16 protein-coding genes are annotated in these 18,886 nt (G+C 66.0%); 7 read left to right on the top strand and 9 right to left on the bottom strand.

The window, feature by feature from the left end; translation table 11 throughout:
- Nucleotides 1–140 precede the first annotated feature (140 nt).
- The 4 genes from ACMNAY_RS11340 (at nt 141) to recG (ending at nt 5,971) form a co-directional block, all read left to right on the top strand.
- The gene (locus ACMNAY_RS11340; RefSeq protein WP_418719469.1) at nt 141–1,697 is read left to right on the top strand and encodes an ABC transporter substrate-binding protein; all 1,557 of its coding nucleotides are present in this window, start codon (nt 141–143) and stop codon (nt 1,695–1,697) included.
- Nucleotides 1,698–1,717: 20 nt separating this feature from the next.
- On the top strand, nt 1,718–2,071 hold the full coding sequence (locus tag ACMNAY_RS11335; protein ID WP_394967821.1) for an Asp23/Gls24 family envelope stress response protein: 354 nt from the start codon (nt 1,718–1,720) through the stop codon (nt 2,069–2,071).
- A 61-nt stretch (nt 2,072–2,132) separates the two neighbouring features.
- On the top strand, nt 2,133–3,821 hold the full coding sequence (locus ACMNAY_RS11330; protein WP_418719468.1) for a DAK2 domain-containing protein: 1,689 nt from the start codon (nt 2,133–2,135) through the stop codon (nt 3,819–3,821).
- A 107-nt stretch (nt 3,822–3,928) separates the two neighbouring features.
- Nucleotides 3,929–5,971 carry an ATP-dependent DNA helicase RecG gene (recG, locus tag ACMNAY_RS11325; protein WP_418719467.1) on the top strand — a complete coding sequence of 681 codons (2,043 nt, stop codon included), beginning with the start codon at nt 3,929–3,931 and terminating at the stop codon, nt 5,969–5,971.
- Nucleotides 5,972–6,014: 43 nt separating this feature from the next.
- On the opposite strand, the gene ACMNAY_RS11320 is transcribed toward recG, so the two are convergent.
- The 9 genes from ACMNAY_RS11320 to ACMNAY_RS11280 form a co-directional block, all read right to left on the bottom strand.
- Nucleotides 6,015–7,202: a hypothetical protein gene (locus ACMNAY_RS11320; protein ID WP_418719466.1), complete on the bottom strand. Its 1,188-nt coding sequence runs from the start codon at nt 7,200–7,202 to the stop codon at nt 6,015–6,017.
- A 22-nt stretch (nt 7,203–7,224) separates the two neighbouring features.
- The gene (locus ACMNAY_RS11315) at nt 7,225–8,169 is read right to left on the bottom strand and encodes a C39 family peptidase (RefSeq protein WP_418719465.1); all 945 of its coding nucleotides are present in this window, start codon (nt 8,167–8,169) and stop codon (nt 7,225–7,227) included.
- A 135-nt stretch (nt 8,170–8,304) separates the two neighbouring features.
- On the bottom strand, nt 8,305–9,348 hold the full coding sequence (locus ACMNAY_RS11310) for a hypothetical protein (protein ID WP_418719464.1): 1,044 nt from the start codon (nt 9,346–9,348) through the stop codon (nt 8,305–8,307).
- Between the two features lie 25 nt (nt 9,349–9,373).
- A complete protein-coding gene (locus ACMNAY_RS11305; protein ID WP_418719463.1) occupies nt 9,374–10,498 on the bottom strand; it encodes a hypothetical protein in 1,125 nt (374 codons plus the stop codon).
- Entirely contained in the window at nt 10,495–11,967 is a 1,473-nt protein-coding gene (locus ACMNAY_RS11300; RefSeq protein ID WP_418719462.1) for an ATP-binding protein, read from the bottom strand. The genes ACMNAY_RS11305 and ACMNAY_RS11300 overlap by 4 nt, the downstream gene beginning before the upstream one ends.
- A gap of 3 nt (nt 11,968–11,970) precedes the next feature.
- Complete coding sequence (locus ACMNAY_RS11295; RefSeq protein WP_394967837.1) at nt 11,971–12,624, bottom strand: response regulator transcription factor; 654 nt, start codon at nt 12,622–12,624, stop codon at nt 11,971–11,973.
- A 151-nt stretch (nt 12,625–12,775) separates the two neighbouring features.
- Nucleotides 12,776–13,294, bottom strand: coding sequence for an anaerobic ribonucleoside-triphosphate reductase activating protein (gene nrdG / locus ACMNAY_RS11290; protein WP_418719461.1), 519 nt, complete (start codon nt 13,292–13,294; stop codon nt 12,776–12,778).
- Nucleotides 13,294–13,440: an anaerobic ribonucleoside-triphosphate reductase gene (nrdD, locus tag ACMNAY_RS11285; RefSeq protein ID WP_418719460.1), complete on the bottom strand. Its 147-nt coding sequence runs from the start codon at nt 13,438–13,440 to the stop codon at nt 13,294–13,296. Before nrdD ends, nrdG begins: the two co-directional genes overlap by 1 nt.
- Before the next feature lie 113 nt (nt 13,441–13,553).
- Entirely contained in the window at nt 13,554–15,839 is a 2,286-nt protein-coding gene (locus tag ACMNAY_RS11280; RefSeq protein WP_418719459.1) for an anaerobic ribonucleoside triphosphate reductase, read from the bottom strand.
- Between the two features lie 291 nt (nt 15,840–16,130).
- Here ACMNAY_RS11280 and ACMNAY_RS11275 point away from each other — a divergent pair, with 291 nt between their 5' ends.
- From ACMNAY_RS11275 to ACMNAY_RS11265, 3 genes are all read left to right on the top strand, one after another.
- Nucleotides 16,131–16,685 carry a M48 family metallopeptidase gene (locus ACMNAY_RS11275; protein WP_418719458.1) on the top strand — a complete coding sequence of 185 codons (555 nt, stop codon included), beginning with the start codon at nt 16,131–16,133 and terminating at the stop codon, nt 16,683–16,685.
- A 28-nt stretch (nt 16,686–16,713) separates the two neighbouring features.
- The gene (locus ACMNAY_RS11270) at nt 16,714–18,132 is read left to right on the top strand and encodes a lipopolysaccharide biosynthesis protein (RefSeq protein WP_418719457.1); all 1,419 of its coding nucleotides are present in this window, start codon (nt 16,714–16,716) and stop codon (nt 18,130–18,132) included.
- Between the two features lie 68 nt (nt 18,133–18,200).
- On the top strand, nt 18,201–18,830 hold the full coding sequence (locus ACMNAY_RS11265) for a flavin reductase (RefSeq protein WP_418719456.1): 630 nt from the start codon (nt 18,201–18,203) through the stop codon (nt 18,828–18,830).
- Nucleotides 18,831–18,886 lie beyond the last annotated feature (56 nt).

The following is an 18,886-nucleotide window of genomic DNA, read 5'->3' as shown; positions in this document are numbered from 1 at the left end:
GTGTGAAGAACTTGTTAAACCCGGCGGCGGATTTTTCGGCGGGCGGCGCGAAACGGGCCGTTCCCCTTTAAAAATATCCGTTTCTGTGGTAGAATAGAACACGATTATCCCATCGAAACGGCTGAAAGGAGGCCGCGTCTTTGCCCTTTGCAAAACGAGCCGCCGCGCTGGCGCTGGCGGCCTGCCTTTTCCTGACCGGGTGCGGCGCGCCGGCCGGGGACGACTCCGCTCCCGCGCCGAGCCCCACCCCCTCGCCCTCGGCTCCGGCCCCGGCCGACCGGCTGGTGCTGGGCTACACCCCCGGCGACGGGTTCAACCCCTTCCTCACCGGCTCTACGCTGGTGCGCCAGAACGCCGGGCTTTTGTACGAAAAACTGGTGGAGATCGGCCCCGATATGTCCATCGTCTACCGGCTGGCCAGCAGCATCGACGTGCTGGACCTGCAGGCGGTCATCCACATCCGGGGCGGCGCCACCTTTGCCGACGGAACCCCCGTCACCGCCGAGGACGCGGCCGCCAGCATCGAGGCCGCCCGCACCAGTCCCCTCTACTCCGGCCAGCTGACCAACGTGACCAGCGTGGAGGTGAGCGACGGGGCGGTGGTGGTGACGCTGGCCCGGCCCGATTCCCTGTTCAGCTATCTGTGCGACATCCCGGTGCTGAAGGCCTCGGAGGTGGCGGCGGCAATGCCCACCTCCAGCGGCCGCTACGTCTACAGCGAGGGCGGCGTGCTGGTGGAGAACCCCCGCTGCCTCTTCGCCGAGGACGGCCAGCCCACGGAAATCGGCCTGGCCGAGGTGGGCAGCTACAACGAGATGGTCTCGGGCCTGACGGTGGGCTCGCTGAACCTCTACCAGACCAGCGAGCTGAACGACTCGCCCTCCGGCGTTGCCAGCGACCTGAGCTATTACCGCACCAACAACCTCATCTTCCTGGGGGTGAACGGGGCGGCGGCGCAGGACAACGCCATGCTCGCCCCCCTGCTGGGCACCGCCGCCGGGCGGGGGCTGCTGAGCCAGATCATCGGCCGCCGCGTTCTGGCGGAAAAGGGTTACTATTCCCGGGCCTACCCGGCCACCGGAGCCATCAACAGCTTCTACCCCTGCGTGCTGGCCCAGCAGGTCATCCTGCCGGAGGCCCAGCACACCGAGGCGGAGGCCCGGGCCGCGCTGGCGGCGCTGGGCTACACCGAAAACCCCATGGACGGCTTCTTCTACACCGCCGACGGCCAGAAGCTGACGGTGCGGCTCCTTGTCTACAGCGGCAACACCTACAAGCGCTACGCCGCCAGCCTCCTGGCGGACCAGCTGGAGACGGTGGGCATCGCGGTAACGCTGGAACAGGCGGATGATTTTGAAGTTTTCCGCGAAAAAGTGCTTTTGGGCGATTTTGACCTGTACATCGGCGAGGTCAAGTTGTATAATAATATGGATATGAGCCCGTTTATGGAGGGCGGCGGCGCCAGCGCCGGCATCGTGCAGAGCGAAGCCCTTTCCGCTGCCTACGACGCCTTCCGCAGCAACATGAGCGCCGCGGGCGCCTACGAGGCGGCCTTTGCCGCCGAGATGCCCTTTGTGCCCCTTCTGTGGCGCAACGGCACCGTGGTGCACACCCGCAGCATCCGGGGGCTCACATCCTCTATCAGCAATGTGTTCTATTCTCTGGGGCAGCTTCAGTTTGTCTCCGCAGACTCTTAACCGAACAGGAGGTTGTTTGTATGATCACCTTGCAAAACCCGCTGGGCACCATCAGCATGAACGCCGACTACTTCGCCGAACTGGTCAGCCTGGCGGCCCGCAGCTGCTACGGCGTGGCCGGCATGGCCACCGGCGGCGCCCACGACGATTTCAAGAGCCTTTTCTTCGGCAGCGATTTCCCTGAAAAGGGCGTGCGGGTGACCCAGAACGAGGGCAAGCTCACCATCGAGCTGCACATCAAGGTGGGCTATGGGCTGAACATCGCCACCATCGTGCAGAGCATCACCCACAAGGTCAAGCATGAGGTGGAAAACGCCACCGGCCTGAAGGTGGAGCGCATCGAGGTCTCGGTGGACGACATCGTGGCCGACTGACGGCCCCCTTCCCGCCGTCTTCGCGGGCGGACCCATAACTTTGATGTTGAGGTGTACTGTAATGATTACTGGTCGTATCCTGCGTGACGCCATCCTCTCCGGCGCCAACAACATTTCCAACCAGCGTTCCCGCGTGGACGAGCTGAACGTCTTCCCCGTGCCGGACGGCGACACCGGCACCAACATGAGCATGACCGTGGGCGCGGCGCGCCCCGAGCTGGAAGCCATGAGCGACGACTGCACCGTGGGCGAGGCCGCCAAGGCCGCCGCCAGCGCGATGCTGCGGGGCGCCCGGGGCAACTCCGGCGTTATTACCAGCCTGCTGTTCCGCGGCTTTTCCAAAGCGCTGGACGGCAAGAAGACCGCCGACGCCGCCGACGTGGTGGCCGCTCTGCAGAAGGGCGTGGAGGCCGCCTACAAGGCCGTGATGAAGCCCACTGAGGGCACCATGCTCACCGTGGCCCGCGTGGCCAGCGAAGAAGCCGCCGCCAGCGGCATCGCCGACGTGGTGGAGCTGTGGCAGCTGGTGATGAGCGCCGGCCAGCGCGCGCTGGACAACACCCCCAACCAGCTGCCGGTGCTGAAGAAGGCCGGCGTGGTGGACGCGGGCGGCCAGGGCCTGATGGTCATTTTTGAGGGCATGCAAATCGTGTTCGAGGGCGGCAAGCCCATCCAGTGCGAGGAAGCGGCCCAGAACAAGGCAAAGCTCTCCACCGACGGCGCCGGCAAGGGCGTGTTCACCGACGACCTGATGAAGGTGGAGGACATCAAGAACGGCTACTGCACCCAGTTCCTGGTGAACAAGAACGAGGGCGCCAGCATCGCCAAGCTCCGGGCTTTCCTGGAGTCCAACGGCGACAGCGTGGTGGTCATTGAGGACGACGACGTGGCCAACTGCCATGTGCACACCGCCGACCCGGGCAAGATCTTGAGCCACGCCATCCAGTACGGCTACCTCACCGGCTTCAAGATCGAGAACATGCACGAGCAGTTCCTGGCCCGCCAGAAACAGGGCAAGGGCCTGGAGAAGCAGAAGGCCGCCGAGGAGGCTCCCGCCGCTGCCTTCCCCTACGCCGCGGTGGACCCCGAGCGCACCTTCGGCTTTGTGGCCGTGGCCGCCGGCGAGGGCCTGGCCTCCGTGTTCGCGGATCTGGGCGTGGACGCCGTGGTCAGCGGCGGTCAGACCATGAACCCCGCCACCGAGGACATCCTGGCCGCCGTGCAGAGCGTGCACGCCGGCACCGTGTTCGTGCTGCCCAACAACAAGAACATCATCATGGCCGCCGAGCAGGCCCAGAAGATCGCCGACCGCAAGGTGGTGGTGCTGCCCACCCGCACCATCCCCCAGGGCATCACCGCCATGCTCAGCTTTGACCCCGACGCCGACGCCGACGCGAACTCCATCGCCATGATGGAGGCCGCCGGCCGCGTGAACACCGGCCTTGTGACCTTCGCCGCCCGCAACAGCGACTTCGACGGCCACAAGATCAAGAAGGGCGACATCATGGCTATGGAGAACGGCAAGATCGTGAACATCGGCACCGACATCTCCAAGATGACCTACCGCCTGGCCCGCAGCATGGTGAAGAAGGACACCAGCTTCATCACCCTCATCAGCGGCTGCGACGTGAGCGAGGAAGAGGCCCAGCGCACCCTGGAACTGGTGCAGGCCAAGGTGGGCGACAGCGTGGAAGTGACCCTCATCAACGGCGGCCAGCCGGTCTACTACTACATGATCGGCGTGGAATAAGCCCATACAACACCCACAGGCGGCAGGCACGGAATGTGCCTGCCGCCTTTTTTCGCACGGGATTTGTGCTATAATGAGGAAAACACGAAGGAAAGGGGGCCACGGCCATGCGGGCAGACACACCGGTGCAATACCTCAAGGGCGTGGGCCCCAAGACCGCCGAAAAGTTCGCAAGGCTCGGCGTGGCCACGGTGGAGGACCTGCTGGGGCTGTATCCCCGGCGGTATGTGGATTATTCGAATCCCGCCCCGGTGGCCGCCGCCCCCTTCGACACCGACACGGTGGTGAAAGCGGCGGTGTATTCAAAGCGCGGCGCTGTGCGGCTGCCCGGCGGGCGCACCATGGTGCAGGTGCTGGCGGGAGACGACAGCGCCGGCCTGTCCCTGACCTGGTTCAACACCCACTTCGCGGCGGACAGCCTGCAGGTGGGGCAGGAATACTTTTTTGAGGGCCGGGTGCGGGGCACGCTGACGAGGCGGGAGATGACCAACCCCACGGTGCGCACCCCCGCCCAGGTGGAAAAAACGCCCCTGGCCCCGGTGTATCCCCAGACGGAGGGCCTTGGCAGCGGCCAAATCGCCCGGTGCGTGGCCCGGGCGCTGGAAGAGGCGGAGCCGCTGGAAGAGATCCTGCCGCCGGAGTTTCTGACCCGGTTCAAGCTGCCGGGGCGCTGGCAGGCCCTGCAGGACATCCACCGCCCCGCCTCCATGGCCGCCGCGGCGGCTGCAAGGCGGCGGCTGGTGTTCGACGAACTGTTCACTTTGCAGCTGGGCCTGGGGCTTTTGCGCAGCCGGGGCGCGGCGAAGGCCAGCGCGGTGATGGAGCCCGCCGACCTTGACCCCTTCTGGTCGAGCCTGCCCTTTGCCCCCACCGGGGCCCAGCGGCGGGCGGCGGGGGAAATCTGCGGCGACATGACCAAGACCGCCCCCATGAACCGGCTTCTGCAGGGAGACGTGGGCAGCGGCAAGACGCTGGTGGCGGCGGCGGCGGTGTACACCGCTTACAAAAACGGCTGGCAGAGCGCCCTGATGGCCCCCACCGAAATTCTGGCCGCCCAGCACGCCGAGACGCTGCACAAGCTGCTGGGCCCCTTCGGGGTGCGGGTGGCGCTGCTCACCGGCGGCATGAAGGCGGCGGCAAGGCGCACGGCGCTGGCGGCCATCGCCGCGGGGGAGGCCGACCTGGTGGTGGGCACCCACGCGGTCATCGGCGAGGGAGTGCAGTTCAAGGCGCTGGGCCTTGCGGTGGTGGACGAACAGCACCGCTTCGGCGTGCGCCAGCGGGGCCTTTTGGCGGGCAAAGCCGCCCAGCCCCATGTGCTTGTGATGAGCGCAACGCCCATTCCCCGCACGCTGGCGCTGCTGGTCTACGGTGATCTGGACATCTCGGTGCTGGACGAGCTGCCCCCCGGGCGAAAGGCCATCAAGACCTACGCCGTGGGCGGCGAAAAGCGCAAAGCCATGTACGGCTTTCTGGAAAAGCAAATTGCCGCCGGGCGGCAGGTCTACATCGTCTGCCCGCTGGTGGAGGAGAGCGACGGCGAAAACACCGGCGACCTGGCGGCGGTGACCACCTATTACACCGAGGTGGCCAAGGCCCTTTTGCCCGGGCGGCGGGTGGGGCTGATGCACGGGCGGCTGAAGGCGAAGGAAAAGGCCGCCGTGATGGAGGACTTCAAGGCCGGCAGGCTGGACGCACTTGTCTCCACCACCGTCATCGAGGTGGGCGTGGACGTGCCGGGCGCCACGGTGATGGTGATCGAAAACGCCGAGCGCTACGGTCTGTCGGCCCTGCACCAGCTGCGGGGCCGGGTGGGCCGGGGTGCGGCGGAGAGCTTCTGCATCCTGGTGAGCGACCACCCCGGCGAGGGGGTGAAGGACCGGCTGCGCTTTCTCTGCTCCACCCAGGACGGCTTTGCCATTGCGAAGTACGACCTGGAGCACCGGGGCCCCGGCGACTTTTTCGGGGACCGGCAGCACGGCCTGCCCACCCTGCAACTGGCCAGCCTGACCACCGACACCCGCACGCTGGCGGCGGCTCACGCCAGCGCCGCCGAACTGCTGGAGGCAGACCCGGCCCTCACGGCCCCGGAGCACCGGGCACTGGCGGGGCAGGTGCAGCGCCTATTTGGACGCACCACCTTCAACTGAAACCAAAGGCCCGGACGGGGAACGCTCCCCGCCCGGGCCTTTTTTATTGATTATAGTTGGGCCGGTCCGCCCAGAAATCCTCCTTCGGCAGCATCGCGAAGGTGTAGCGCGTCTCGTCCACGACGCCGCCGTCCTCCGGCAGCTCCACCTGCCCCACGCTGTATCCCGTTGCCACAAGGTAGGCATCCTGCGTTTCGGCAAAGACCTCCAGCGGAAAGTCCCCCAACTCCCCGGCGGTGGCGAGGGTCTGCTTCACGGTGTGGCCCTGGGGGTCGATGAGGTAGTTGTCGAAGACGCCATCCTCTTCGCCCCGCACCAGGAATCCCTCTGCCGCGGCGGCCTGCAGCTGTGCCTGGGCCAGCTGCAGGCCCTGGTTCAGGTCGGTGGCGAGGGTGGTCTCCCCGCCCCCCGCCAGCGGCAGGCGGCAGATGCTGCCCGTGCGGTTTTCCAAGAGATAGAGAGCCTCCCCGTCGCAGGCGGCGCTGACCGGCCGCTCGCTGCGCACAAGCTCCTTCCAGCTGCCGTCGTCCACGTTCCACAGGCCCCAGCCCGCCTGGGTGCCCTCGCCGAAGCGCAGCACCAGTTCCCGCCCGCAGGCGCCCACAATGGCGGTGTCCAACAGCGGCAGGCCCGTCTGCTCCTGCTGCTCCCCGGTGGCCGGGTCCAGAATGAGCAGCCGCTTTTCCGCCTTGCCGTCGGTGTAGTCCGCCAGGATGCAATACAGCCGCCGGCCGTCCCAGGCGGGCGGGCCCGCCACCGAGACAGACGCGTCAAAGCGGGCCAGTTCCTTCCGGTCGGAACCGTCCCGCTCACAACACAGGATGCGCGCCTGGCCGCCGTCGTTCTCCCAGGGCGCGCCCTGCCAGACCACGAACAGCTGCTCCCGGGCAGTGTACACCGTCACGTCGCAGCCCTCCCACGCAATGCGGGCGGTGCAGCCCTCGTCGGTGTGGGCGCAGCCGGCGCTGCACACCGGGGCGTCCTGCAGGGTGGTGAAGTCCACGAAATGGAGCACAAAGTCGCCGCCGTTTTCCCGGGCAAGGTAGTAGTAGCCGGTTTCGGCGTCCCACTGGGTCAGCACGGTCAGCTCCGCGTCGGATGCGGCGGGCGCCGCGCTGGCCCCGGGCGCGGAGGAAGCGGGGGCGTCGGCAAGCAGAGGGCTGTTCTGCTTGGTGCAGGCGGCCAGCAGAACGCCGCACAAAAACAGGGCGATCCAGAGGGAATGTTTCATCTCGGTTCCTCCTTTCGGGGCTTCAGCGCACCACCAGCGCGCGGCTGCCCATGGCTGTGTAGATGCGTTCAAAGGTGTCTTTGTCCACCCGGGTGTTGCCGGAGAGCGGGTCCGCCAGCAGGCAGTCGCCGCCCTCCACCCCGGCCAGCACCAGACAGTGGAGATTGGCGTAGGGGCTGTATTCCTCGCCGGTGGGCAGCGTCCAGGTAAAGCCTTCGCTGAAGCGGGGGTCGGCATAGTCCTGGGTGAACCACACCGCCACCGGCCGCCCGTCGGCCAGCTGCTGTTCCAGCTTTGCAAAGGAGGCGCCGGTGAGGTCCTGGGCCCGCAGGGAGCTGCCGATGAAGGCCAGATAGTTGTTGGCTCCCTGCACCACCGGGGCCGCGAAGCAGTACCAGCCGCCGCTGGGGCTGGTGGGATCGCCCGCGTAGGCCTCCTCCGGGTCGGGGCCGAAGCGGTCCGGCCCGGAATAAGAAAACTCCTGGCGGGGGATCCACTCCATGGCCAGTTCGGCGGCGTCCGCCTCCACGCCGGCATAGCGGAGCAGGGTGGCCAGGCTGGCCGCCTCGCAGCCGTTGGGCAGGGTGGGGTTTTGCAGCACCGGCTCCATCTCCAGCACGCCGGAGGCCTCCGGGGCCTCTACGTTCCAGCCCGCGGCCACGGAGAACAGCGCTTTTGCCCGCTGCACGCCGTCGGCCAGCGCGCCCTGGGTCTGGCCCAGCACCCTCAGCAGCGCCCAGCCGCAGAGAGCAACCACCGCCAGCCGCACCACGGCGCCCGCAAGGCGGCGCTTGCGCCGCCGGCGGGGGGCGGGCGCACGGTAGACCGGGCGCTCGGGCTGCCGGCTCCGGGGCTGGCGAAGGGGCGCGGCGGCCTCCACCGGGGCGAAGGCAGGCAGGGGGATGGCCTGCTCCCACTGGCCGGCGGGCTGCAGGGCGGCGGCGGTGCGGATGGTGCGCGTGCTCATAAAAAAATCCCCCTCTGACACGATACATTTCGCGGCAACTGTCTGCCGCAAAACAAGTATCGCGCCAAAGGGGGCGCAAAGTCTGCAAAAAGCGGTATCGAAACTGTAAACATCCCGCAGAAAAACCGCAAAATCTCACTGCTGCAGCGCGTAGCCGGAGAAGCAGTCCAGCACCGGGTCGTAATAAAGGGCCAGGTTGCCGCCGTACCAGCCGAAGAGCACCATCACCTGTTTTTCCAGCGGCACGATCTGCACGTCCAGCCCCAGGTCGTTCAGCACCCGGTTCAGCTCCGCCTCGCCCATCTCCCGGTCGGCGTAGATGGGCTGGTGATTGTAAAGGGTGCCCCAGCTTTCTCCCGGTTCCTGCCAGCCGTCGGCGCTGTAGAGCACCAGGCTGTTGTACTGGGCGCTGCGCACCATGCCCTGCAGGGTGCTGAGCATGTCCGCCAGCTGGTCGCGGCCCATGCCCTGCCAGTATTCCTCCACCGGCTCCAGGAGGAAGGAGGCTTCATCCAGCGCCCAGGGGCGGGGGGTGAGCATGCTGTTCAGCCGCTGGTAAAGCTGAAGGCGCTGGTCGTCGTTGGAGAGGTTGACCAGGTACAAAAGTTCCTCCCGGCAGCGCTGCACGGCGGTCTCCTGCCAGTCGTCGGGCAGATTTTGATAGCCGTCTACGGCATACACAAGGCAGCTCACGGCAAAGCCGCTGTCCCGGTAGCCGGCGGCGAACTCCGCCGCCAGGGGCTGCTGCACCGCGTTGGGGGTGGCAAGGCCGGCGATCTGGGGCGGGGTGTCGGTGAAGCGGATGCCCCGCACATAAAGGCAGTCGCCGCCCTCCGCCCCGGCCATGTACACCTGGCCGGACGAGGCGTTTTCGCCCTGGCCCATGCCCCAGCCGAAGAGGTCCAGCCAGGGGGCGGCGAATTCGCCGGAGGCCTCGGCCCAGCGATAGACGCCGTTTTGTTCCTCCGCCGTTTCCAGCAGCTGCCAGGGCCAGAACTGCACGTTGGCGCTCTCGGCGCCCAGGGCGCTGTAGACCGGCAGGGCGCTGTGGCTCTCCACCTGACGGCCCGGCGGGGAAAGGCCCGCCGCGGCCACCAGGCCCATGCCCGCCGCCAGCACGCCGGCGCAGGCGCCGAAAAAGAGCAGGCCGGGCCGGCCGGGGAAAGAACGCTGTTTCACGGGGCCGCGGCCTCCTTTCAAACATTTATTGGATGGCTATGCCGGACCAGGTCTCCAGCACCGGGTCGTAGTAAAGGCCCATGGTGACTCCCCCGCCGGAAAAGAGCACCAGCACGCTGTCGGAAAGGGTGACCACCTGCAGCTCCATGCCGTACTCGGCATACTGCTGCTGCAGGCGCTGTTCCAGCTTGTGGGTGTCGGCTTCGCTCATGGTGCCGGCGGCCAGCGCCGCAGGGTCGGGGGAGTTTTCCGGCGGCCAGAGAGCGGTATCCGGCCCAATGCCCGCCGGCCACTGCAGGTAAACGTCGACGGCCAGCGCTTCCGTCAGCGGCGCGGCCAGCCGGTCCAGCAAGCTCTCGATGGGCATGCGGGCGGATGCCTGCAGCCGCCGCAGCGCCTCGTCGCTCAAAGAGCCGTCCTCGGTGCCCAACGGCTGCGAAGCGGGCGCTTCCTGCGGATCGCCGGCCACGTCCGCCGGGGACGGAGTGGCGGAGATCACTTCGGAGGCGGTGGCGTTGTCCATCAGCCAGCCCGCCGCGCCGCACTGGAACCAGAGGTCCAGCAGCACCTGGCGGTAGGCCGCCTCCAGCTGGGCCTCGGTGGGCGTTTCTTCCGATTTGAGCACAAAGCTCATCGCCAGGCCGAAGGCGAGGGCGGGGTCGTTGCCGCTGCCCCGGGCCATGTCCAGCGTGAGGGTGCGGGGCGAACCGCCCTCGGGCGTCCAGGTCACCGGCACATCCTGCAGATACTCGCAGCTGGAACGGGCGTCGTGATAGGTCTCCACCGACGCGGCGGTGGTGTCCATCTCCACACCGCCCCCGCCTAAGATCCCGTCGGTGATCAGCACCAGCATTTCCTGCAGATAGCTGTCGCCCTCCACCGGGATGAGCGAGGGCTCCTGCCCGGCGCACTCGGCGTAGAAGGTCCAGGGCCAGAAGCTCACGTCGTCGGTGCGCTGGCCCACGGCGCTGTAGACCGGCAGCGCCGAAGTGGAGGCCACCTGGGTGCGGGGGGTGAGCACCGCCTGTTCCAGCACGAAGGTGAGGACAGTGCCCGCCAGCAGGATGATCACGCCGGTGGTCGCCACCTTGCGCTGCACCGTGCCGGCTTTGCCCGCGCCGGGGCGGCGGATGCGCCGCGGCCCGCTCATGGTTCTTCCTCCCCCACGGGCGGGGCGGTCAGGGGAAAGCGCAGGGTGATAAGGGTGCCCTTGCCCACCCGGCTGTCGATGGCAAAGGCGCCCTTGTGGATGCGGCAGATCTCCTCGCACAAGGCAAGGCCCAGGCCCGCGCCGCCGGCCTTGCGGCTGCGGGACTTATCCACCATGTAGAAGGGCTGGCGCACCTTGTCCAGCTCCTTCTGGGGAATGCCCTGGCCGTAGTCCCGGATCATGATCTCCGCCTGGCCGCCCTGGCGGTGGGCCAGCATCTGGATGCGGCTGCCCTCGGGGCTGGCCTTGCGGCCGTTGTCGATGAAGTTGTACAGCAGGGATTTGAACAGTTCCCGGTCCATCATCACGAACAGCCCCTCCTCGCAGACCTGCTGCAGGGTGAGGCCGGAACTGGCCAGCACCGGCTCCATGGCGGCGGCCACCTCCTTCATCACCTCCGCCAGCGGCTCCGGGGTGAACACCAGGTTCTGGCTGCCCACGTTCAAAAGCTCCATCAGCTTGCCGGAGAGCGAACGCATGCGCTTTGTCTCCTCCACGATGATACCGGCGTACTCCATCCGCTTTTTGTCCGGCACGTCCTTTTGCAGATACAAAAGGTCGGCAAAGCCCAGGATGCTGGTGAGGGGCGTTTTCATCTCGTGGGCCATGTTGGCGATGAAGGCGCTGCGGTCCTCGGCGGCCTGTTCCAGCTGGGTGACCCGGCTCTCCACCGCTTCGGCCATGCGGTTCATATCCTGGGCCAGGTCCGCCAGCTCGTCGGAGCCGGACAGGCGGATGCGCTCGGAATAGCTGCCGGCGGCGATGCGCCGGGACGCCCGGCTAAGCACGTTCAAAGGGCGCAGCAGCGTCTGCACCACCACCAGCAGCGCGCCGGCGGCGCCCAGGCTGCCTGCGGCGCTGAGGGCCAGGGCGGTGGCCGCCTGGCGGCGCAGGATGCCCTCCACCTCCGACACGTCGAAAATGCACAGCAGGCGGTAATCCGTCTGCTCCAGCGAGAGGGGGGCGTTCAGTGCCAGATACAGCCGCCCGGCCTGGCGGAAGGTGCGGGAGTAGGTGAGGTTCTCGTCGGCGTAGCCGTCGCCCTGCAGCGCGGCGGCGTCCATCAGCTCGTCGAAGCTGGCGCCGGCGATGGTGTTCCAGTCCTCGGTGCCCCGGCGCAAAAGCCGGCTGGCCACGAGATACTCGTCCGCCTCCTGCCTTGCCAGCACCGACGCGGCGGCGGAGTCCGCCTCCTCAGCGGAAAGGCGCACCTTGCCGCTTTGCAGCCGCTGGCTGACCACGCCGGTCTTGATGAGGCTGGCCAGCGACTGCTGCTGGGTCAAAGCGCGCTGATTTTCCCGCTCCCACAGCGAGCTGCGGCTCGAAAGCAGAAAGAGCAGGCTCAACAGGCTGGTGACCGTGACGGTCAGCGCCAGGGTAGACAGAAAAATTTTCTGCCAGAGTTTCATGTGTCAGCTCTCCAGTCGGTAGCCCACCCGGGGCAGGGTGACCAGTTTTTCGGAAAGGTGCAGCTTCTGGCGCAGCCGCTGGACATGGATGTCCACGGTGCGGCTCTCGCCCTCAAATTCATAGCCCCAGACCAGGGCCAGCAGCTTTGCGCGGCTGAGGGCCAGGTCACGGTTCTGCAAAAACACCCGCAGCAGCTCGAACTCCTTGGGGGAGAGGGCCACCGGCTCGCCGGCCAGGGTCACGGTGTGGCTGCCCAGGTCCTGGCGGATGTCGCCGTATTCCAGCACCTCCCGGCCCTTGCCCCGGCGGCGCAGGGCCACCTCCACCCGCGCCAGCAGTTCCAGCGCCTCGAAGGGCTTGGCGATGTAGTCCTCGGCCCCCAGATGCAGGCCCCGGACTTTATCCGCCACCTGCTGCATGGCGGACAGAAAGATCACCGGCGTGCCCTGGCTGGCCACCCGCTCCATCACGGCAAAGCCGTCCAGCCCGGGCAGCATCACGTCCAGCAGCACCAGGTCAAAGCCCCCGGCAAAGATGCGCTCCACCGCTTTCACGCCGTCGGAGCAGATCTCGCTGGTGTAGCCGCCCAGGGAGAGGGTGGCCTCGATCATCTGGGCGATGTGCGCCTCGTCCTCCACGATCAGGATATGTGCCATGGGTGTGATTCCTCCTTTTTCTGCAAAGGGGCCGCGGCCCCTTAACAGTATGCCACACCTGCGCCCAAGGTGTCGACAACAAGTTGTATCGAAACTGTAAATACCAAAGGGAAACGGGCCGTTTTTTTGCAAAAACGGCCCGGTGGTTCGCTTATTCGTGGTCGCCCACCCAGCGCTCGCCGTCCTCCCACACGGGGGCGGCGGCGGCAAGGCTTGCCGGCACGTTCAGGATGCGCTGGTTGCGGCTGCCCCGGAAGCGCAGTTCCAAACTGCACTCCTCCTGCACAAAGGGGCCGTCGATGAGGGTGTCCAGCGCGGCCAGCAGGGCCTTTTGGGCCTCGGTGCCTTCCAGCAGCTGCTCGAAGGTGTAGCCGGTGTAACTGGCCACCTCATAGCCCGCCTGGCGGCACAGGGCCACAAAGCGGAGCATCTCCTCCCCCGCCTGGGCGAAGGGCTCGCCGCCGGAGAGGGTGACGCCTTTGCACAGGGGGCTTTTTTTCGCCATCGCCACCAGTTCTTCGGGGGTGAAGGCCTGCCCGCCCTCAAAGGGCCAGGTCTCGGGGTTGTGGCACCCCGGGCAGTGGTGGGGGCAGCCCTGGAAAAACACGGTGAACCGCAGCCCCGGGCCGTCTACGATGCTGTCGGCCACACAGCCTGCAACTTGGAGCATTACAGGTGCTTCACCCGGTCGTGCTCTTCGGCCTTCTTGGCGTCGTTCCACTTGTCCATGGTGCCCACCAGGTAGCCGGTGATGCGGCGGATGCGCTCAAAGGGGACGTCCTTGCCCATGACGGACTGTTTCTGCATAGCTGCCATTGTGTTTTCCTCCTCTAACTCGAAAGGCGCGGGGCCTTTTTTCAATTACCGTACTGTATTATATCGTTCTTTCGGCCGGCGGCCTGTTGCCGGTGCAACAAAAGCGGATCGGCTTATTCGCACCCGCAGAAGGTGGGAACGCCGGGGTACTTTTTGCGCAGCTCGGCCAGCTTTTCGGGGCTGAGGGCCTCGCCGCTGCGGCGGCCGCACCGGGGACACACATCGCCGATGACGCCCACATAGCCGCACACGGGGTCACGGTCGACGGGGTGGTTGATGCTGCCGTAGCCAACGCCCGCGTCGTGCATGCAACGCACAACGCTCTCGAAGGCTTCCAGGTTGTTGGCGGTGTCGCCGTCCAGCTCCACATAGCTGATGTGGCCGGCGTTGGCCAGGGCGTGGTAGGGGCCCTCCTTCTGGATCTTGTCGTAAGCGGAGATGGGGAACCAGACGGGGATGTGGAAGCTGTTGGTGTAGTACTCACGGTCGGTGACGCCGGGGATGGAGCCGAAGCGCTTGCGGTCCATGCGGGTGAAGCGGCCGGAGAGGCCCTCCGCCGGGGTGGCCAGCAGGGTGAAGTTCATCTTCATCTCCTGGCTCTTCTTGTCGCAGAAATCGCGCATATGGCCCACAATCTCCAGGCCCTTCTTCTGCATCTCGTCGCTCTCGCCGTGGTGGTGGCCGTAGAGGGCGGTGAGGGTCTCGGCCAGGCCGATGAAGCCGATGGAGAGGGTGCCGTGCTTCAAGACCTCACGCACCTCGTCGGCGGGGCCCAGATTGTCGCTGTCCAGCCAGACGCCCTGGCCCATCAGGAAGGGGTAGTTGTAGACCCGCTTGGCAGCCTGGATCTCGTAGCGGTCCAGCAGCTGCTTTGCCACCAGCTCCAGCATGGCGTCCAGCTTCTTGTAGAAGGCGGCCTCGTCGTGGTCGGCCAGGATGGCCAGGCGGGGCAGGTTGATGGAGGTGAAGGACAGGTTGCCGCGGCTGTAGCTGATCTGGCGGTCGGGGTCGTAGACGTTGCCCATCACGCGGGTGCGGCAGCCCATGGTGGCCACCTCGGTCTCGGGATGGCCGGGCTTGTAGTACTGGAGGTTGAAGGGCGCGTCCAGGAACACGTAGTTCGGGAACAGGCGCTTGGCGCTGACCTTCATGCTCAGCTTGAACAGGTCGTAGTTGGGGTCGCCCTCGTTGTAGTTGACCCCCTCCTTGACCTTGAAGATGTGGATGGGGAAGATGGGCGTCTCGCCGTGGCCCAGGCCCGCGTCCTCCGCCAGCAGGATGTTGCGGATGGCCATGCGGCCTTCGGGGGTGGTGTCGGTGCCGTAGTTGATGCTGCTGAAGGGGGTCTGGGCGCCGGCGCGGGAGTGCATGGTGTTCAGGTTGTGCACAAAGCCTTCCATGGCCTGGTAGGTGTCCCGGTCGGTCTGCTTGTAGGCGCGGCGGCGGGCGGTGGCCACGATGCGCTTTGCCTCTTCGGCGGAGAGGGCGCTGGTCTCGGCCAGGGCGTCGGCCACGATGGCGTCAAACTCCTCGGCCTTCACCTCCATGCGGGGCTGCATGCCCAGCGCGTCGGCGGCCTTGTTCACCGCCGCGGCGGTCAGGGCGCTCTCGTCCTCACTGTCCAGCAGGTCCTCCACGCCCTCGGTGAGCTTTTTCAGATAGAGCTTCGCGAAGCTCTTGCGGATGCCCTCGGCCATGCCGTAGTCGAAGTTCGGGATGGACTGGCCGCCGTGCTGGTCGTTCTGGTTGGACTGGATGGCGATGGCCGCCAGCGCCGCGTAGCTGCCGATGCTGGCAGGCTCGCGCAGAAAGCCGTGGCCGGTGGAAAAGCCGCCGTGGAACAGGCGCAGGATGTCGATCTGGGTGCAGGTGGTGGTGAGGGAATAGAAATCGAAATCGTGGATGTGGATGTCGCCCTCGGTGTGGGCCTTGGCCTGCTCGGGGGTGAGCAGATAGGCCGCGTTGTAGGCCTTGGCGCCGGCGGTGCCGATCTGCAGCATGCTGCCCATGGCGGTGTTGCCGTCGATGTTGGCGTTGTCACGCTTCATGTCGCTGATGCGGGCATCCACGTTGGTGATCTCGTCGATGGTCTTCATCAGGCTGGTGTTGGCCTCGCGGATGCGGGTGCGGTTGGCCCGGTACAGAATGTACTTCTTGGCCGCCTCGTCGTGGCCGCACTCCATCAGGCCGGTCTCCACCGCGTCCTGGATCTGCTCAATGGAGGGGGATTCCTCGCCGCAGTCCACCTCCAGATGGCGCGAGACCTTGTTGGCCACGCGGGCCGCTTCCCGCGCGTCGCCCTCGCCGGCGGCCTCCAGGGCCTTCAGCACCGCGGCCGCGATCTTGCCCTCGTCGAACAAAACGACGCGTCCGTCCCGCTTGATAACGCTCTTGATCATGATGTGCACTCCTCCTGGCCCGGCTTCGGGCCTTGCTTTGCGCTGTTTTTCCCCCTCGCGCGCCGCCGGGCAGCTGTCTGTATTTTGGGGTGAAAACGCTGTTTTAAACATTATGACACCTACATATAGTGGCTGTCAATATGACCAGGCGCAAAATTAGCGCCAAGGTTTCGATGATTTTTTTGTGAGTTTTGCTTTTCACGTTCAAAAGGGGGCAAAAACATGCTACAATGGATGCGCATCGTATGCGCATCCAGCCCCGAAGAGGGTCAAAATAAGGGGGGAGCCCTTGTGGAACAGGGAGAGCTTCGCAGCGCCGGCGGCGTGGAATACACCCTCATCCGCAAGCGGGTGAAGAACCTGAACCTGCGCCTTGCGCCGGACGGCAGCGTGCGGGTGAGCGCCCCTCTGCGGGCCGGCGCCGCCTCCGTGGACGCCTTTGTGGCCGCCCACGCCGATTGGGTAAAGCGGGCCGAGGCGCGCCACCGGGCCGCCGAAGCCGCCCGGGCGGCCCTGGCCCCGCCGGAAAAGGACCAGTGCCTCGCCCTTTTTAAAGAGGTGAGCGACGGGGTGTTCCCCCGGTTCGAGAAGGTGCTGGGGGGCAAAAAGCCCGTTATAAAGGTGCGGGACATGCGCACCCGCTGGGGCAGCTGCCACCCGGCCAAGCGGCAGATCACGCTGGCGGCGCGGCTGGCGCTGCAGCCGCCCCAGGCCATTGAATATGTGGTGGTGCACGAGTACTGCCATTTTATGCATCCGGACCACCAGGCCGGGTTCTGGGCGCTGGTGGAGAGCATCCTGCCGGACTGGAAGGCCCGCCGGGCCCTGCTGCGAGACCCGCGCTGAGCGCGCGGCCACGGAAAGGAAGATCCCTTTGGACGCAAAGTACAAACGCCTGGCGAACAACACCCTTTTGTTCGCCATCAGCAATTTTTCGGCAAAGCTGCTCAGCATCGTGCTGCAGCCTTACATCACCTTCGCCATGGGCCAGGTGGAAGAGGTGGGCATCACCAAGCTGGTGCAGAACATCGGCTCGCTGCTCATCCCGCTGGTGAGCATGGGCGTGAGCTATGCCATCATCCGCTTCGGCCTGGACGAAAAGGTGAAAAAAGGCGCGGTGTTTACCGACGGCCTGCTCACCATCCTCACGGGCTTTTTCATCATGCTGTGCTGCTATCCGCTGCTGCGGTTCATCCCCCTGTTTGCGGACTACGCCCCCTTCCTGTACATCCATGTGCTGGTGAGCTGCCTGCGCACCTGGTGCACCCAGTTCGTGCGCAGCCGCCAGCTGAACCGGCTGGTGGCGGTGGACGGCGTTTTGTGCAGCGCCACCAACCTGGGCTTTACCATCCTGTTCCTCTCCGGCTTCCACATGGGGGCCAAAGGCTATGTGCTGGCCATCATCTGCTCCGACGCGTTGAGCGCCCTGTTCGTCTTTTTCATCGCCGGGCTGGGGCGGTATCTGCGGCCCCGCTTCCACTCCACGACGCTGTGGAAGCAGATGCTGGCCTACTCGCTGCCCATGGTGCCCGCCCAGATCAGCTTCTGGGTCATCAACGCCAGCGACCTGTTCTTCGTGCAGGCCATGTGCGACGGCTACCAGGACCAGGCCGGCACCTACTGGACCGGCCTTTTGGGCGTGGGCTACTTTTTGCCCACCATCCTGTCGGTGCTGGGCACCATCTTCTATGAGGCGTGGCAGTTGTCCGCCGTGACCGAGCTGGAGGGCCGCCAGCGGTTCTTCAGCCGGGTGTTCGGCCTCTACCAGAGCCTTTTGTTCTGCTGCTGCGCGGGCATCATCCTGCTGTGCCGCCCGCTGATGTTCATCTTCAAGGCCAACTTCTTCGACGCCTGGCAGTTCGTGCCCCTGCTGGCCATCGGCACCCTGTTCAGCTGCCTCAACCAGTTCCTCAACAGCATCTACATGGTGGAAAAGCGCAGCACCCTCTCCCTTTACACCATGCTGGCGGGCGCGGTGGTCAACTGCCTTTTGAACTGGCTGTTCATTCCGGTGATGGGCCCCGTGGGCGTGACCCTGGCCAGTTTCCTGAGCTACTTCGTGGTGTTCATCCTGCGTGCCGTGAACACCCGGGGCCTGCTGGCCATCGACTTTGCCCCCCTGCGCCTTACCTTCAATCTGACCATGGTGCTGGCCGAGGCCGGGCTGATGATCTTCCAGACCCCCTACTGGCCCCTGTGGTGCGCCCTCATCACCGTGGGCGTGTGCGCCTTCAACTTCCAGGGCGTCATCGGCATCGTGATGCAGCTGCTGGGCCGTCGCCGCCGCGCTTGACAGGCGGCGCGCCGGGGCGTATACTATAAGCAGTAATTATTCCTGTTTTTAAGAAAGGACGGGACAATATGGATCTTACAGCGCTTTACAAACTCAGCTGCGGGCTGTATGTCATCACCACGGTGGACGGCGGCCGGGGGGTTGGCTGTGTGGTGAACACCGTCACCCAGGTGACCGCCGAGCCGGTGCAGGTGATGGTGGCCATCAACAAGGAAAACTTCACCGCCGGCGCGGTGCAGCGCAGCGGCCGGTTCGCCGTGTCGGTGCTGACCGAAAGCGCCCCCATGGAGCTCATTGGCCGGTTCGGCTTCCGCTCCAGCAAGGACGAGGACAAGTTCGAGGGTCTCCGGGCCGTGGAGTTCAAGGCGCTGCCCTGCCCGGCGGAGCATGTGAACGCGGTGCTGGTGTGCAAGGTGAAGGAGACGGTGGACGCGGGCACGCATCTTTTGTTCATCGCCGAGGTGGAGGACGCGGGGACCCTCTCCAGAGAGCCTTCCATGACCTACGCCTACTACCACCAGGTGAAGAACGGTCTGACCCCGCCCAAGGCCAGCAGCTACCAGGCTGCCGCGCCGGCCCCCGCCGCCACCCGCTGGCAGTGCTCGGTGTGCGGTTACATCTACGAGGGCGAGGAGCTGCCCGCCGGCTTCACCTGCCCGGTGTGCAAGCAGGGCGCCGAGGTGTTCAAGAAAATCTGACATCCGCAAATAAAAGATAAGGGCATAGCTTCGGCTATGCCCTTATCTTTTTCTTT

The sequence above is a fragment of the Candidatus Allofournierella merdipullorum genome (assembly GCF_048426865.1).
GTDB lineage: Bacteria > Bacillota > Clostridia > Oscillospirales > Ruminococcaceae > Allofournierella_A > Allofournierella_A merdipullorum.
Note: the sequence above shows the minus strand (reverse complement) of the source record. Positions and strands in the feature narration are given on the sequence as shown.